General features: G+C 69.7%; 15 protein-coding genes, 2 tRNA genes and 1 pseudogene. 9 read left to right on the top strand and 9 right to left on the bottom strand.

Going from position 1 to position 14,755, the window contains the following annotated elements; genetic code table 11:
• Position 1: 1 nt before the first annotated feature.
• The 3 genes from WMK75_RS11615 to WMK75_RS11605 all read right to left on the bottom strand — a co-directional run bounded on the left by WMK75_RS11615 (position 2) and on the right by WMK75_RS11605 (position 2,569).
• Positions 2–913: a co-chaperone YbbN gene (locus WMK75_RS11615; RefSeq protein ID WP_347267834.1), complete on the bottom strand. Its 912-nt coding sequence runs from the start codon at positions 911–913 to the stop codon at positions 2–4.
• A gap of 75 nt (positions 914–988) precedes the next feature.
• On the bottom strand, positions 989–1,774 hold the full coding sequence (locus WMK75_RS11610; RefSeq protein ID WP_347267833.1) for an exodeoxyribonuclease III: 786 nt from the start codon (positions 1,772–1,774) through the stop codon (positions 989–991).
• A gap of 108 nt (positions 1,775–1,882) precedes the next feature.
• Positions 1,883–2,569 carry a response regulator transcription factor gene (locus tag WMK75_RS11605; RefSeq protein ID WP_347267832.1) on the bottom strand — a complete coding sequence of 229 codons (687 nt, stop codon included), beginning with the start codon at positions 2,567–2,569 and terminating at the stop codon, positions 1,883–1,885.
• 133 nt (positions 2,570–2,702) lie between these two features.
• Here WMK75_RS11605 and ribA point away from each other — a divergent pair, with 133 nt between their 5' ends.
• Both ribA and WMK75_RS11595 read left to right on the top strand, forming a co-directional pair.
• Positions 2,703–3,764, top strand: coding sequence for a GTP cyclohydrolase II (gene ribA, locus WMK75_RS11600; protein ID WP_347267831.1), 1,062 nt, complete (start codon positions 2,703–2,705; stop codon positions 3,762–3,764).
• Positions 3,765–3,781: 17 nt separating this feature from the next.
• Positions 3,782–4,315 (top strand): L,D-transpeptidase family protein, encoded by a 534-nt coding sequence (locus WMK75_RS11595; protein ID WP_347267848.1) that lies wholly within the window; start codon positions 3,782–3,784, stop codon positions 4,313–4,315.
• On the opposite strand, the gene WMK75_RS11590 is transcribed toward WMK75_RS11595, so the two are convergent.
• Positions 4,294–5,391 (bottom strand): class I SAM-dependent RNA methyltransferase, encoded by a 1,098-nt coding sequence (locus WMK75_RS11590; protein WP_347267847.1) that lies wholly within the window; start codon positions 5,389–5,391, stop codon positions 4,294–4,296. The genes WMK75_RS11595 and WMK75_RS11590 overlap by 22 nt on opposite strands.
• A gap of 206 nt (positions 5,392–5,597) precedes the next feature.
• Between WMK75_RS11590 and WMK75_RS11585 the strand changes: the two genes are divergently transcribed.
• The 4 genes from WMK75_RS11585 (at position 5,598) to WMK75_RS11570 (ending at position 9,274) form a co-directional block, all read left to right on the top strand.
• A complete protein-coding gene (locus WMK75_RS11585) occupies positions 5,598–6,416 on the top strand; it encodes a VOC family protein (protein ID WP_347267830.1) in 819 nt (272 codons plus the stop codon).
• Between the two features lie 280 nt (positions 6,417–6,696).
• A complete protein-coding gene (locus tag WMK75_RS11580; RefSeq protein WP_347267829.1) occupies positions 6,697–7,854 on the top strand; it encodes an isochorismate synthase in 1,158 nt (385 codons plus the stop codon).
• Positions 7,854–8,510 carry an isochorismatase family protein gene (locus WMK75_RS11575; RefSeq protein ID WP_347267828.1) on the top strand — a complete coding sequence of 219 codons (657 nt, stop codon included), beginning with the start codon at positions 7,854–7,856 and terminating at the stop codon, positions 8,508–8,510. The genes WMK75_RS11580 and WMK75_RS11575 overlap by 1 nt, the downstream gene beginning before the upstream one ends.
• Entirely contained in the window at positions 8,501–9,274 is a 774-nt protein-coding gene (locus tag WMK75_RS11570; protein WP_347267827.1) for an SDR family oxidoreductase, read from the top strand. Before WMK75_RS11575 ends, WMK75_RS11570 begins: the two co-directional genes overlap by 10 nt.
• Here WMK75_RS11570 and WMK75_RS11565 read toward each other — a convergent pair.
• The 4 genes from WMK75_RS11565 to WMK75_RS11550 all read right to left on the bottom strand — a co-directional run bounded on the left by WMK75_RS11565 (position 9,271) and on the right by WMK75_RS11550 (position 12,414).
• Positions 9,271–9,513, bottom strand: a complete 243-nt coding sequence (locus WMK75_RS11565) for a phosphopantetheine-binding protein (RefSeq protein ID WP_347267826.1) — start codon at positions 9,511–9,513, stop codon at positions 9,271–9,273. The two genes, WMK75_RS11570 and WMK75_RS11565, sit on opposite strands and share 4 nt — an antisense overlap.
• 10 nt (positions 9,514–9,523) lie before the next feature.
• On the bottom strand, positions 9,524–11,140 hold the full coding sequence (locus WMK75_RS11560) for a (2,3-dihydroxybenzoyl)adenylate synthase (RefSeq protein WP_347267825.1): 1,617 nt from the start codon (positions 11,138–11,140) through the stop codon (positions 9,524–9,526).
• 235 nt (positions 11,141–11,375) lie between these two features.
• Positions 11,376–11,801 (bottom strand): hypothetical protein, encoded by a 426-nt coding sequence (locus tag WMK75_RS11555; RefSeq protein ID WP_347267824.1) that lies wholly within the window; start codon positions 11,799–11,801, stop codon positions 11,376–11,378.
• Positions 11,794–12,414, bottom strand: a complete 621-nt coding sequence (locus WMK75_RS11550) for a DUF5671 domain-containing protein (RefSeq protein ID WP_347267823.1) — start codon at positions 12,412–12,414, stop codon at positions 11,794–11,796. Before WMK75_RS11550 ends, WMK75_RS11555 begins: the two co-directional genes overlap by 8 nt.
• A gap of 197 nt (positions 12,415–12,611) precedes the next feature.
• Here WMK75_RS11550 and WMK75_RS11545 point away from each other — a divergent pair.
• Positions 12,612–12,686: transfer RNA gene (locus WMK75_RS11545), tRNA-Gly, on the top strand.
• Positions 12,687–12,821: 135 nt separating this feature from the next.
• On the opposite strand, the pseudogene WMK75_RS11540 reads toward WMK75_RS11545, so the two are convergent.
• A pseudogene (locus tag WMK75_RS11540) lies at positions 12,822–13,630 on the bottom strand (IS5 family transposase); the annotation flags it as partial.
• Positions 13,631–13,927: 297 nt separating this feature from the next.
• Here WMK75_RS11540 and WMK75_RS11535 point away from each other — a divergent pair.
• Complete coding sequence (locus tag WMK75_RS11535; protein ID WP_347267822.1) at positions 13,928–14,419, top strand: class I SAM-dependent methyltransferase; 492 nt, start codon at positions 13,928–13,930, stop codon at positions 14,417–14,419.
• Positions 14,420–14,536: 117 nt separating this feature from the next.
• Positions 14,537–14,610, top strand: a tRNA-Cys gene (locus WMK75_RS11530).
• Positions 14,611–14,755: the final 145 nt, after the last annotated feature.

Genomic DNA, 14,755 nt, shown 5'->3' with positions numbered 1-14,755 from the left:
CTCAGGCGAAAATCAGCGAGGACAGCCGCCGCCGCCCCTTTTGCGCCAGCGGATCCGTGGGTTTCAGCGCATCGAAGACGGTCAGCAGCTGCGCCTTGGCGGCGCCGCCGTTCCAGTCGCGGTCGCGGCGGAAACAGTCCAGAAGCTGGTCGATGGCGGCCTCGACCTCGCCGCCGGCATGCAGCGCCGTGGCATAGTCGAACCGCGCCTGCTGGTCGGTCGGGTTGGCCTCGACCCGGTGGCGCAATTCGTCCAGTGGGCCGGCGCTGGCCGCCTGCCGCGCCAGTTGCAGCTGCGCGCGCGCCGCCTCGACCGGGGCGGCATTGGTCGCGGCGGCCGGCACGCCCGCCAGCGCCTCTTCGGCCAGGTCCAGCGCGCCGGCGGCCAGACGCGCGCGCACCAGCCCGCCCCAGGCCACGGCGTTCTCGGGCTCTTCCTCGAGGATGGCGGCAAAGGTCTCGGCGGCGTCCTCGGGGGCGCCCTCGGCGAGCATCGCCTCGGCCGCCTCCAGCGCGGCGCCCAGCCCGCCGTCATCGCCGCCCAGCGCCACCAGCTTTTCCACGAAGCTCTTGATCTGGCTTTGCGGGATCGCGCCCTGGAAGGCATCGACCGGCTGGCCCTGGAAGAAGGCATAGACCGTCGGGATCGACTGCACGCGCAACTGCCCGGCGATCATCTGGTTCTGGTCCACGTTGATCTTGGCCATGCGCACCCGGCCCTTGTGGCGCGCCACCTCGGCCTCAAGCTGCGGGCCCAGCGTCTTGCACGGGCCGCACCAGGGCGCCCAGAAATCGACGATCACCGGCACGCTCATCGAGGCGTCGATGACATCGGCCATGAAACTGGCCTCGGTCACGTCCTTGATGATCTCGGGGGCGGCGTTTTCGACGGGGGCAGAGCCAAGCTCGAGCATCGGTTTTCCTCTTGCGAAAGGGTCGCCCCCTAGATGGAGCAGCGCATGGGGCGATGCAAGGTGGCGCAACGCCGCCTATAGATCGAAGCTGGCCAGCACCGGAACGTGGTCGCTGGGCTGCTCCCAGCCGCGCACCGCGCGCAGGATGCGGCTGCCATGGCCTGCCCCGGCGATGTCGGGCGTGGCCCAGATGTGATCCAGCCGCCGGCCCTTGTCGGCGGCGTCCCAGTCGCGGGCGCGGTAGCTCCACCAGCTGTAGAGCCGGCCCTCGGGAATGTCCTGGCGGGTGATGTCCACCCAGCCGCCCGCCGCCTGCGTCTCGGCCAGATGCGCGACCTCGACGGGCGTGTGGCTGACGATCTTCAGAAGCGCCTTGTGGTTCCAGACATCGTCCTCGCGGGGCGCGATGTTCAGATCGCCCACGAGGATCGCGCGCTCGGGGCGCTCGGCATGGAAGGCGTCGCGCATCCCGGTCAGGAAATCCAGCTTCTGGCCGAATTTCTCGTTCTGCTCGCGGTCGGGAATGTCGCCGCCGGCGGGGACGTAGAAATTGTGGATGGTGACGCCGTTTTCCAACCGCGCGGCGACATGGCGGGCATGGCCAAGATCGGCGTGGTCGCGCTCGCCCGCGTCCTCAAGCGGCAGGCGTGACAGGATGGCGACGCCATTGTAGCCCTTCTGCCCCCGCGCGACGATGTGGCGATAGCCCAGCGCCTGAAAACCCTCCATCGGGATCTTCTCGACCGGGCTCTTGATCTCCTGCAGGCACAGGATGTCGGGGGCCTCCTCGGTCAGCAGGCGCGCGACCAGCGCCGCGCGCAGGCGGACCGAGTTGATGTTCCAGGTGGCGATGGTGAACACGGCGGGCTCCTTTATCCGGAGGCGGAGCCTATGAGGACGGTGGCGGCTTGTCCATCGGCAGCGTCGCACCGGGGGACGCGAAGTCCCCCCGCGACGGTGACGCCGCGCCTAGGCCACCAGCCGATAGCCGCCGGATTCGGTGACCAGCAGCCGCGCGTTCGAGGGGTCTGGCTCGATCTTCTGGCGCAGGCGGTAGATGTGGGTCTCCAGCGTATGCGTGGTGACGCCGGCGTTATAGCCCCAGACCTCGTGCAAGAGCACGTCGCGCGCCACCACGCCGTCCTGCGCCCGATACAGGAACTTCAGGATGTTGGTTTCCTTTTCCGTCAGGCGGATCTTGCGATCCTTGCCGTCGACCAGCATCTTCATCGCCGGCTTGAACGTATAGGGGCCAAGCTGGAAGATGGCGTCCTCGGACTGCTCATGCGTGCGCAGCTGTGCGCGCAGCCGCGCCAGCAGCACCGGAAACTTGAACGGCTTGGTGATATAGTCGTTGGCGCCGCTGTCGAGGCCGAGGATGGTGTCGGCGTCGGTGTCATGCCCGGTCAGCATGACGATGGGGCATTTCACCCCCTGCTTGCGCAGCCGCTTGCACAGTTCGCGCCCGTCGGTGTCGGGCAGGCCCACGTCCAGCACCACGAGATCAAAGATCGCGCCCTTGCTGCGTTCGACCGCCTCATGGCCGCTGCCGGCCTCGGCCACCTCGAAATCCTCGGTGGCGGTCAGTTGCTCGGCCAGGGCCTCGCGCAGGTCTTCCTCGTCATCGACCAAGAGGATCTTTTTCAGTCCGGCCATTCTTGCCTCCTTTGTCCTTATGGCGGAAAACTGTGGTGCGGCACGGCTTGCGTCCAGCGGTCTGCAACATATCTCACATGGAGTTGTCGGAAATCCGGCTTATGTTTCAGTTTGTTTCAGAGATGCCGCGCCGATGGGCCTGATCCCGACCCTGACCGAGACACTTTCGCGTGCCCGCGCCGACCTGCGCATGGGCCTGCCGGTGGTCATCGGCGATCACCTGCTGGCCGCGGTCGAGACCCTGAACCCCGAGCGGCTGGCGGCGATGCGCGCGCTGGGTCCTTTGGTGCTGGCGATCACCGCTCCGCGCGCCGAGACGCTGAAGGCGCGCATCTATGACGGGGATCTGGCGCGCATCTCGGTGCCCGAGGGCGCCGACCTGGCCTGGCTGCGCGCCGTGGCCGATCCCGCAGGCGATCTGATGACGCCGATGAAGGGGCCGTTCACCGGCCCGCGCGGCGGCATCGTCGAGGCGCACCGCGCCGGCATCGCCCTGGCCAAGGCGGCCGAGCTGCTGCCGGCGCTGCTGGTGGTCGCGGTCGATACGCCGCCCCCCGGCCTGACACGCCTGGCCGCCGGCCCGGCTCTGGCACAGATGGCGCGCGAGGCGCTGATGGCGCCGGTCGCCGCCGCCCGCCTGCCGCTGCATGCCGCCGAAGACGCGCGGCTGCACATCTTTCGCCCCGACAGCGGCGAGGCCGAGCATTACGCCGTCGAGATCGGCACCCCGTCCCGCGACGCCCCGGTGCTGGCGCGGCTGCATTCGGCCTGCTTCACCGGCGACGTGCTGGGCAGCCTGAAATGCGATTGCGGCCCGCAGTTGCAGGCGGCGCTGCAGGCGATGGGCGCGGCCGGCGCCGGGGTGCTGCTTTACCTCAACCAGGAGGGGCGCGGCATCGGCCTGGCCAACAAGATGCGCGCCTATGCCCTGCAAAATCAGGGGTTTGATACCGTCGAGGCCAATCACCGCCTGGGCTTTCTGGACGACGAGCGCGATTTCCGCATCGGCGCCGGCATCCTGAAGCGGATGGGATTCAGCGCTGTGCGGCTGATGACCAACAATCCCAGAAAGGTGGCGATGCTGCAGGCGCAGGGCATCGCCGTGGCCGAGCGTGTGCCGCTGATCACGCCCCGAAACCGCCACAACAGCGCCTATCTGGACGTGAAGGCGCAGAAATCCGGACACATCCTGTGAGGCTGCGGCTGACGCCGATGGGGCTGGCGGCCGGGTCGCGGCTGATTCCCTGCGCGGTCGGGCGCGGCGGCATTTCCCGCGCAAAGCACGAGGGCGACGGCGCGACGCCTGCGGGCCTGCATCATATCCTCGCCCTGCTTTACCGCCCGGACCGGCTGGCGCCGCCCAGTTCTTGGGCGCGGCCGATCCTGCCGGGCGATCTGTGGTGCGATGCCCCGGGACATGCTGCCTACAACCAGCCGGTGCGCGCGCCCTTTGCCGCCAGCCATGAGGCGATGCGCCGCGCCGATCCGCTTTACGACATCGTGCTGGTGACCGACTGGAACCACCCGCGGGCCGAGGCGGGGCGCGGCTCGGCGATCTTCCTGCATCAGTGGCGGCGACCGGGCTTTCCGACCGCGGGCTGCATCGCCATGGCGCGGCGCGACCTGATCTGGCTGGCGGCGCGGGTCAGGCCGGGCGATGCGCTGATCGTGCCGCGGCTGCCGCGCTGGCCGGCGCGGCGCATGGGCGCGCAGCCGGGCAAGGATCAAAGCGGCCCGGTCTGGTAAAGCCGCACCTTCAGCCCGCCATGCGCCACATAGGGGCCGGGCTCGCTGAGCGGCAGGCCGGTGGCGCGTGCCAGCTGGCCTTCGCTGGTGACGATGCCGACGCGCCAGCCCCGGAAACGCGCGCGCAAGACCTCGCCCAACGCCGCGTGCAGGGCGTAAAGCGGCCCCTTGTTGCCGATGCGCGCGCCGTAAGGCGGGTTCACGATCACCAGCCCCGGCGGACCCTCGGGACGGATCAGGTCGGCGATGGCGCGGTTGTCAAATGCGGTCCAGTGCTGAAGCCCGGCGCGGGCGGCGTTCTCGCGGCTCATGCGGATGGCGCCGGCGTCGCGGTCGCTGCCCAGAAAGCGCAGCGGCACGGGGGCGGGCGGGCCATTGGCAGCGGCGCGCATCGCGGCCCAGGCCGCGGCGTCGAACTGCGCCAGATGTTCAAAGGCAAAAGACCGCAGGCGACCGGGGTTCAGCCCGGCGGCGATCTCGGCCGCCTCGATCACGAAGGTGCCCGAGCCGCACATCGGGTCCAAGACCGGCCCGGAGCCGTCATAGCCGCATAGGCGCAGGAACATCGCCGCCATGGTCTCGCGCATGGGGGCCTTGCCGACGGCCTGCTTGTGGCCGCGCCGGTGCAGCGATTCCCCCGAACTGTCCAGGCTGATGGTGCACAGATCGTCCTCGAGCCGGATCTTCAGCACCACCGCCGCATCCTCGGCGACGGGGGCACCGAGACTGTCGCGGATCGCGGCCTCGAAGCGCTGGGTGATGGCGCCGGCGTGATAGATGCGCGACTTGCGGCTGGTCGCCTCAAGCCGCAGGGGCACGTCCGGGCGCAGCCAGTCGGCCCAGGGAAAGCGACGCGCACGCTTGTCAAGCTGCCCCGGATGCAGGGCGCGAAAGGCGCCGATGCGCGCCAGCACCTTTGTGGCGCCACGGATCTGCAGGTTGGCACGCCAGACATCGGGCCAGCCGCCTGCAAAGGTGACGCCGCCGGGCTGGATGCGCGCGTCGAAGCCAAGGGCGCGCGCCTCTTCGGCCAGCGGCGCTTCAAGGCCGGGGGTGGCGACCAGGAAGATCTCCATCCGCGCCGGATCGGCGGCCAGGGGCGCGGCTTCGGGCTGCGGGCGGGGCGGGGTCTGCGGGCTGCGGGGCGTCATCGGGAACCACCGGGAAAAGGACCCCGCATCATGCGCCGCGGCAGGGCCAAAGGCAATCATTGCCCTTGCCGCCATTTCCGGGCGCGCCCAGCGTGCCTATCTACTGGCGCAGCAGCAGGCAGGAGGCCGCCATGGCAAGCAGCGACGCCCCCATCCGCATTGCGCGCGTGGCGCTGGTGGTGCGGGATCTGGCACGGGTCGGGGATTTCTACCAGTCGGTGATCGGGCTCGAGCGCCTCTCGGGCGACGGCGCCGGCATGATGCTGGGCGCTGGCGGCCAGCCGCTGCTGGAATTGCGCCGCGACGCCATGGCACGCCCGCACCCGCGCGAGGCCGGGCTGTTTCACACCGCCTTCCTGCTGCCCGGCCGTCCGGCGCTGGCCGGGTGGCTGGCCCATGCCGCGGGGCGCGGCACCAGGCTGGAGGGGGCCGCGGATCATCTGGTCAGCGAGGCGATCTATCTGCGCGACCCCGAGGGCAATGGCGTCGAGGTCTATGCCGACCGTCCGCGCAGCCAGTGGCGCCATGCCGGCGTCCAGGTGGTGATGGACACGGCGGCGCTGGACCTGCCGGGCCTGCTGGCCGCGGCCGACGGCACGTGGCGGGGCGCGCCCGCCGGCAGCGGTATCGGCCATGTGCATCTGCAGGTGGGCGACATCGCCCTGGCCGAGGATTTCGCCATGACCCGGCTGGGCCTTGCCTGCATGGCGCGGCTGCCGGGTGCCGGCTTCTTTGCCTCGGGCGGCTATCACCACCACCTGGCGGCGAATGTCTGGAACAGCCGCGGCGCCGGCCGGCGCAGCGCCGACGCCGCGGGCCTGGCCGAGGTGGTGCTGCGCGCAGAAGCCGGGGCCATGGCCGCTTTGACGCGGACACGGTTGACCGACCCCTGGGGCACGCGCTTTGTGATCGAACCGGCGGGGCAAGGTCCGGTCGCCGGCTATACCTGATCTTTTTACTTGTATTTGACGCGCGACTTTGCCAGATTGGCCGCGCAAAATCCCGGGACCGGCGCGGCCATGCGCGTCCGCGCCCGCCACGATGACCCCATGGCTTGTGCAGGAGATTTCTGCCCCGGACATGATGACGCAGGCGGGATCTCTGGCTGCTTGTTTTCCCCCGACATTTCCCGATGGCGCCGGCAAGCGCGCCAGACGGGCAAAATCCATTGAAACGAGATGACCCATGAACATCCGCCTGGCAGACGCGCCCGCGATACCGGCGCCTTGCGTGACCGATCGGCTCATGTTCGGCTTTGACGGCCCGGCCGGGCGCATCAGTGGCGGCGGCGGCGCGCAAAGGCTGGCGCCGGGCAGCGCCGCGACGCTGGCGGCGCGCGTCGCCGCGGCCCTGGCCGACTGCGGCGCGGAGGAGCTGATCGGCGGCGCCCTGCCCTTTGACCGCAAGGCGCAGGACTGCCTGTGGCGCTGCCACCGCCGCGACCGCGCCCCGCGCGAGGCTGCCCCCGTCCTGCCCGGCGGCGACTGGCGCCTGACCGCCGAGCCCGCCGCCCCCGACTTTGCCCGCAGCGTCGCGCGCGCGCTGCAGATCATGGCCGAGGAATCCGGCAGCCGCGGCGCCCTGCGCAAGATCGTGCTGGCGCGCAGCATCCTGGCCGAGGCGCGCGCCCCGATCCCGGTCGCGGCGCTGATGGCGCGGCTGCATGCCGATCCCAGCGTCACCGCCTTTCGCGTCGCCCTGCCCGAGGGGCCGGCGCATCCGCAGGGCCGCACCCTGTGCGGCGCGACGCCGGAACTGCTGCTTGCAAAGCGCGGTGCGCGCGTGGTCTCGCATCCGCTGGCCGGCTCGGCGCGGCGGCTGGCCGACCCAAGGGCCGACCGCACCGGGGCCGAGGCACTGGAGCGTTCGGACAAGGATCACCGCGAACATGCGCTGGTGGTCGAGGCGATCCTCGACACGCTGGCGCCGCATTGCCGCGAACTGGGCTGCCCCGAGGGCACGCGCCTGACCTCGACGCGCAGCATGTGGCATCTGGGCACGCGCATCGAGGGGCGGCTGCGCGACGGCGACACGCCCTCGGTGGTGCTGGCCTCGCTGCTGCATCCGACGCCGGCGGTCTGCGGCGTGCCGATGGCGCGGGCGGCGGGGTTCATCAAGGCGCTTGAGCCCGTGGACCGCGACTTTTATGCCGGCGCGGTCGGCTGGTGCGACGCGCAGGGCGACGGCAACTGGTATGTCGCCATCCGCTGCGCCGAGATCAGCGGCCGTCAGGCGCGGCTTTATGCCGGCGCCGGCATCGTGCCCGGCTCGGACCCGATGGCCGAGGCGGCCGAGACCGGCGCCAAGTTCGGCGCGCTGCTGGCAGCGCTGGGACTGCCCGCCGACGCCGGCCTGACCGGCGTGCCGCGCCAGCAAGGAGAGAACTGATGGCCCTGCCCGGCATCGCCCCCTATGACCCACCCGCCGAAGCCGACCTGCCGCCGGCGCGCGGCCCCTGGCAGCCCCGCCGCGACCGCCTGGCGCTGCTGGTCCATGACATGCAGCGCTATTTCTGCCGCCCCTATCCCGCCGGCGCGCCGCTGGCGCCGGCGGTGGCCAATATCGCCAGCCTGATCCATGCCGCGCGCGGCGCCGGTGTGCCGGTCTTCTATACCGCGCAGAAGGGCGACCAGTTCCGCCCCGACCGCGGGTTGCAGGCCGATCTCTGGGGTCCCGGCATGGAGGCCAGGCCCGAGCATGAGCAGATCCTGCCCGAGCTGGCCCCCGGGCCGGGCGATCTGGTGCTGGTCAAGCACCGCTACAGCGCCTTTCAGCGCACGAATCTGGAGGTCATGCTGCGGGCGCGCGGGCGCGACCAGATGATGATCTGCGGCATCTATGCCCATATCGGCTGCATGGCCACCGCGGTCGAGGCCTTCCAGCGCGACATCGAGGCCTTTGCCGTCGCCGACGCCCAGGCCGACTTCAGCCGCGAGAAACACGACATGGCCATGGCCTGGATCGCCGCCACCTGCGGCGTGGTGCTGTCCACCCGCCAGGCTCAGGCCACGCTGGCAGGGCAGGAGATGCGCCCATGCGCCTGAGCGGCTTTCAGGGGCGCAGCGCCATCGTCACCGGCGCGGCGGGCGGCATCGGTCGCGCGGTGACCGCGGCGCTGCTCGAGGCCGGCGCCCGCGTCATTGCCGGCGATACCGCGGCGGCGCTGGACGCCGCGCCGCTGCCCGCGGGCGCCATCCCGCAGGTGCTGGACGTGCGCAACGGTGCCGCCGTCGCGGCGCTGGTGGCGCGGGCCGAGGACGTGCACGGGCCGCTGGCGCTGGGCGTCCACGCCGCAGGGGTGCTGTCCATCGGGCCGCTGCTGGATCTGGACCCCGGGGAATGGGAACGGGTGATCGCCACCAATACCACCGGCACCTTCAACACCGCCCGCGCCTTTGGCCGCGCCATGGCCCGCCACGGCGGCGGCGCCATCGTCGCGGTCAGCTCGAACGCCGCCGTCATCCCGCGGCTGAACATGGGCGCCTATGCCGCGTCCAAGGCGGCGGCGACCATGCTGATCCGTTGTCTGGGGCTGGAACTGGCCGGCGCCGGCGTGCGCTGCAATATCGTCGCCCCCGGCTCGACCCTGACGCCGATGCAGACCGGCATGTGGTCCGAGGACGGCGGCGCGGGCGAGCGCGCGGTGATCGAGGGCAGCCTTGCCGCCTATCGCACCGGCATCCCGCTGCGCAAGCTGGCCACGCCCGAGGACATCGCCGGCGCGGTGATGTATCTGCTGTCGGATCAGGCCGGCCATGTCACCATGGCCGATCTCTACGTCGATGGCGGCGCGACGCTGCGCGGCTAGAGCCGCGCCGAGATCAGCGCCCACCAGCTGTCCAGCGTCGGCTCGCGCGCCAGTTCCTCGAAACCGGCGGCGATGCCCAGCTGCTTCAGCTCGCTGGAAAATCCCATCACCGCGATGGAATCGAGCCCGTAAAGCACCAGGTTCTCGGCCGGGTCTATGTCGCAATCGTCCTCGATCATCGCTTGCACCCGGGCCAGCAGCCATGCGCGGCTGAGGCCGGTTCCGTCGATCATGTCCATGTCGGTCCTTTCAGGCATTGGCCGCGAGGCTGTCGCGCAGGCGGCGCTTGTCGATCTTGCCCACCGCGGTCAGCGGCAGTTCCGCCACCATGCGGAAACGGTCGGGCAGCTTGAATTCGGCCACGCCCAGGTCCAGCAGCCAGCGGCGCAGGACGGGCGGCGAGGGCCTCTCTGCGCCGGCACGCAGCACCAGGAAGGCGCAGCTCTTTTCGCCCAGATGCGCGTCTGGGGTGGCCACCAGCGCCGCATGGGTGATGTCGCCATGACGCATCAGCAGGTTCTCGACTTCCTCGGCGGCGATCTTTTCGCCGCCGCGGTTGATCTGGTCCTTGATGCGGCCGACAACCTGCAGATTGCTGCCCTGGCGCAGCACCACGTCGCCCGAGTGATAGAATCCCTCGGCGTCAAAGGCCGCGGCATTGTGTTCGGGCGCGCGGAAATAGCCGCGGAAAGTATAGGGGCCGCGGGTGGCCAGCACGCCGGGGCTGCCCTCGGGCACCTCGTTGCCCTCCGCGTCGAGGATGCGGATCTCGTCATCGGGGCTGATCGGGCGACCCTGGCTGGCAAAGACCACCTCGGGCGGGTCGTCGAGTCGGGTATAATTCACCAGGCCCTCGGCCATGCCAAAGACCTGCTGCAGCCGGCAGCCCAGCACATCGGGCACGCGCCGGGCCGTGGCCTCGGCAAAGCTGGCGCCGCCGACCAGCATCAGGTCCAGCGTCGCAAGCTGCGCGCGGCGCGCCGGATCCGCCTCGGCCGTGCGCAGCCACAGCGCGACGGCGGGCGGCACCAGGGGCACCATGGTCACGGATTCGCGGGCGATCAGGTCGAAGCAGGACTGCGGCTCGGGGCTGGGGGCCATGACGACACAGCCGCCGGCGTGGAACACCCCCAGCGTGCCGGGAGAACTCAGCGCGAAATTGTGCCCCGCCGGCAGCGCGCACAAAAACCGCGTGGCCGAGGTCACGCCGCAGATCGCCACGCTGGCGCGGATCGAATAGTCATAGTCGTTATGGGTGCGCGGGATCAGCTTGGGCGTGCCGGTGCTGCCGCCCGAAAGCTGGAAGAAGGCCACCTGCTCGGCCGGCGTCGGTCCCGCACCCTCGGGCAGATCGCCGCCATGGGTCAGCCAGTGTTCCAGCCCCTGCGCCGGGTCGGGATCGCCCAGCAACAGCGCCAGTTCCGCACCGCCGGCGCGCAGTTCGGCCAGGAAGACATCGTCGCGAAACAGTTCATGCCCGCGGGCGGCGATGACCAGGCGCGGGCGGATCTGGCGCGCGTATTCCGCCAGTTCCAGCCGGCGGTGGCTGTAGAGCGCGTTCACCGGCACCACGCCGATGCGCAGCAGGGCAAAGAACACCACGAAGAACTCGGCCAGGTTCGGCAGCTGCACCAGCGCCGTGTCGCCATGCCCGAAGCCCGCCCGCGCCAGCCGCGCCGCCAGATGTCGCGCCTGCCGGTCGAGATCACCATAGCTGAGGCGACGGGCGCCGCAGATCAGCGCCTCGGCATCCGGGTTCGCCGCCAGCTGCGCGTCCAGGATCTGCGTCAGCGGCTGGTCGATCCAGTAACCGGCTTCGCGGTAGCGGCGGGCCAGCTCGGGTGGCCAGGGCGTGAATTCGATCATGCGATCACCTGTCTTGGCGATCATGCCCGCCATGGTGTTCAAGCCGGCTTGACCGCGATCAATAGTCGAGTATTTTTATTCTGCTTTCTCTCTCAAGGCAAGCAAGCCTGCGGCCGCCGTGCCGCAGGCAGCCGGCGTTTCCCACGCCCATCGACCCGCAACGGGGCAGTTCATGGCACATCGCCAAGCGGCGGGGTTGTGGCTGCCGCTGGCGCGGCCGGCCTGAGATGCGCCCTCAGGGCTGCGGCGCGCCCGATTGCGGCACGATATCGGTCATCGGCGGCACCTCATGGCTGATGCAGCCCTGCGCGTCGCGGCTGCCGCGCATCGGCGGCCCGGCGGGCGGCAGATCGAAGGTGGCGCAAAGCCGATAGCTGCGCGGGCCGGTCACCTCATAGACATAGGCCGCGCCGGTGAAGGCGTCCTGCAGCGGCACCTGCCAGTCGCAGGCCGGAGTGGCGGCGATCGCCGCGGGCGGACGGCCGCCATTCTCGCGCGCGAGGCAATCGACCATGCCGGCCAGGCTGGCGAGATCGCTCTCGCGCTGGCGGTCGCGGCGTTCCTTGCGCGCCTGGCCCGGACCGCCGGTCAGCACCAGCCCGGCAACGACCGCGGCCGCGGCCAGCAGGCCGATGGCCGCCGTGGCCCAGCCCCTAATCATTCAGCTCGTCCCGGTAATAGGCCAGCACCAGCGCGGTCATCGCGCCGACCAGCGCCGCCTTGGCGGCGAAACGCGCCGTCATCTCGCCGTTGAGCAGGGTGTAGACGACATAGATACCGTCGGCCAGGAACACCAGCGCCGCCACCATCAGCGTCACCGAGGCGAACCACTTGCGCACCAGCGAGCGGCGGCGGCCGGCGTCGCCCCGGCTCATCCGTGCCACCTTGCGGTTCAGATACAGAAACAGCGGCGCAAAACCGATGAGCGAGGCGATGGACCAGCGCACCGATGAGCCGGCCCAATAGGGATAGGGCTCGGCCGGGTCGGGGATCAGCCGGTCGATCAGCGCCATGCCCAGCTCGCACACATGCCAGGCCACCATGCCCAGCGACACGAACAGCAGCCCGTAAAGCAGCGCCTCCTGCGCCGAGGCATAGGGGCGCGGCCGCGGCACCGGCGGCAGGTCCGGCGCGGCCTCCCAGCTGTCGAGGGCCTCGTGGATCTCGGGCCCGGACCAGCCGGCATGGGTCAGCGCCGCGGCGATCTGCCGCTGGCTGCCGCCCTGCGCCATGGCGGCGCGGACGAATTCTGACAATTGGTCGGACGGTTTCATCGCCACCTCCTTGCCGGGCAGGTTTCGGCAAGCCGGCCCCGCCGTCAAGCCCACCGTCGAGCCCACCGGCGCGCGCCCGGCCGCGGCCCTGGCGGTGCGGGGGAAATTTTCGCTGCGGCTGCATTTTCCCCTTGCACCCCCCGGCGCCCTTCCGTAAATGAGCGCTCACCGGCGGCGACGAGCCAAGGGTATGGAGTGCGGGCGTAGCTCAGGGGTAGAGCATAACCTTGCCAAGGTTAGGGTCGTGAGTTCGAATCTCATCGCCCGCTCCAGAAATACTTTCACGAAAGACGACGGATATCAGCGGCCTACGGGTCGCTTTTCGGCGTCGGGCTGCGGTTGCAGGCGATCACGCGGCCCTGTCTGGCCTTTTGCGACGATTCGGGCCTAGAGCCCGTGGACATTCGCTTCGCGGCGAGGATGGTCGCCACGAGGTGCCAGTTGGCGGCGTAACTGCATGCGGTCTTTTCGTAGCGCGTGGCGATGGCTCGGAACTCCTTGATCTTCGCGAAGAAATTCTCGATCAGATGTCGCCATTTACAGGCATGCCGGTCGTGGTCGCGCCTGATTTTGCGGTTCGCTTTCGGCGCAATGACTGCGCTCGCGCCGCGCAGATCCAGCTCGGCAAGCGGCACGTCGGCATCGAAGGCCTTGTCGGCCAGAAGCGCGTCGCATGCCACGTCCTCGATCAGCGGTGCGACGCCTTTCAGGTCCCGTTTCAGATCCCGGGCCTGACCCGGCAGGAGGACAGGGTCGGACAGGTCGCCCAGGGCATCGACCAGCGCCACGATCCTGGTGGTCAGTCCGCCGCGCAAGCGCCCGATGGCCTGAGCCTGAGTCCCCCCCCCTTGCGCCGCTCGCCTTCTGGTGAGCCTGGACGATCCTTTCGGCGCGGCGCTCGAACCGGTGGCGCGCTCGCGCCTCAAACATCGATCAGCGCGCATTCGAAGTCTGGCTCGCCGCGGATCTCATTGAAAAGGCGCTCGGAAACACCCCTCGTGACCCATCTGCGAAGGCGGCGGAACACACTGTTCCAGTTCCCGAATTCCGGTGGCAGATCCCGCCAGGGCAGGCCGGTGCGCACGCGCCAGAGAACAGCCTCCAGAAACAGGCGATTGTCCTTGCCCGTCAAGCCGCTGTCGATCTCCTTGCCGGGAAGATGGGGTTCAAGGCGCGCCCAGACCCCATCCGTCACCACAAATCGCTGCCCGTCCATTCAGACCTCCCTTCGGGAAGCCTGAATCAGAAATCAGGCAGGATGGGAAACCTGAATGTCCATGGGCGCTAGCATCCGGGTAGCGCCCCGTCCGCAGGGCATGACAGCGCGGCCGTCCGCGGCCGGCCAAGCGTGAGGTTCTCATGCCCGGTCTGGAACAGGTGATCGAGCGCAGGCTGCGGGCTCTGCCGGTGGCGCTGGCGGTGCGCCTGCCCTCGGGGCGGCACGCTGGCCAGCGGGCAGTTGGGACGGCTGGCCGATGCCATCGTGCGGAGCGAGGTGCAGGTGGAGGGCCGCATGCGCGAGCTGATGCGCGCGGTGGCGGTGCTGGTGCCCGGTCGGGGCCGGCCGTTGCCGCGCTGGCCCTGGCAAAGGCTGCTGGGGCGCATCGTCTCGAGGCTGCGCCACAGCCGCCACCGCGACGCGCTGCAGGTGCAGTCGCATTACGATGTCTCGGATGAATTCTATGCGCTGTGGCTGGACCCGCGCCGGGTCTATTCCTGCGCCTATTTCCGCAGCCCGCGCATGGGCCTGGCCAAGGCGCAGGTGGCCAAGCTCGACCTGATCTGCCGCAAGCTGGACCTGCGCCCGGGCGAGCGCTTTCTCGACATCGGCGCCGGCTGGGGCGGGCTCTTGCTGCATGCCGCGCGCCATCACGCCGTGAAGGCCACCGGCATCACCCTGTCGCGCCACCAGCACGCCCATGTCCGCGCCCTGATCGACGCCGCCGGCCTGTCGGCGCGGGTGCGGCATGACAGAGGCGGAAAACCATTTACAAAGCGCCCATGACCTGTTCAGATAAACGGGACCACCTCTAAACAGAACGAAACCGAAACGAGAACATGATAACTCGACTGATAACCGCTTGACGACCACGGTCATAAAATCTAATGAGACCAAGGCTCCGGCGGGTTGGCGGAGAGGTTACGCAGCGGATTGCAAATCCGTGAAGACCGGTTCGATTCCGGTACCCGCCTCCAAGTATTTTCAATTACTTGCGTCATATCTGACATTCCTCTCATTCCGGCGTTTACAGTAGCGTTTAACATGTCCACTTAACCTTCTTCCCGTGCTATTCTTGGGAAGGAGGATCCACCCATGGGACGATCATCGACCGCGGCGCAG

It is taken from the genome of Paracoccus sp. (in: a-proteobacteria) (assembly GCF_039808215.1).
Classification (GTDB): domain Bacteria; phylum Pseudomonadota; class Alphaproteobacteria; order Rhodobacterales; family Rhodobacteraceae; genus Paracoccus.
This window is presented reverse-complemented; position numbering and strand designations above follow the sequence as displayed.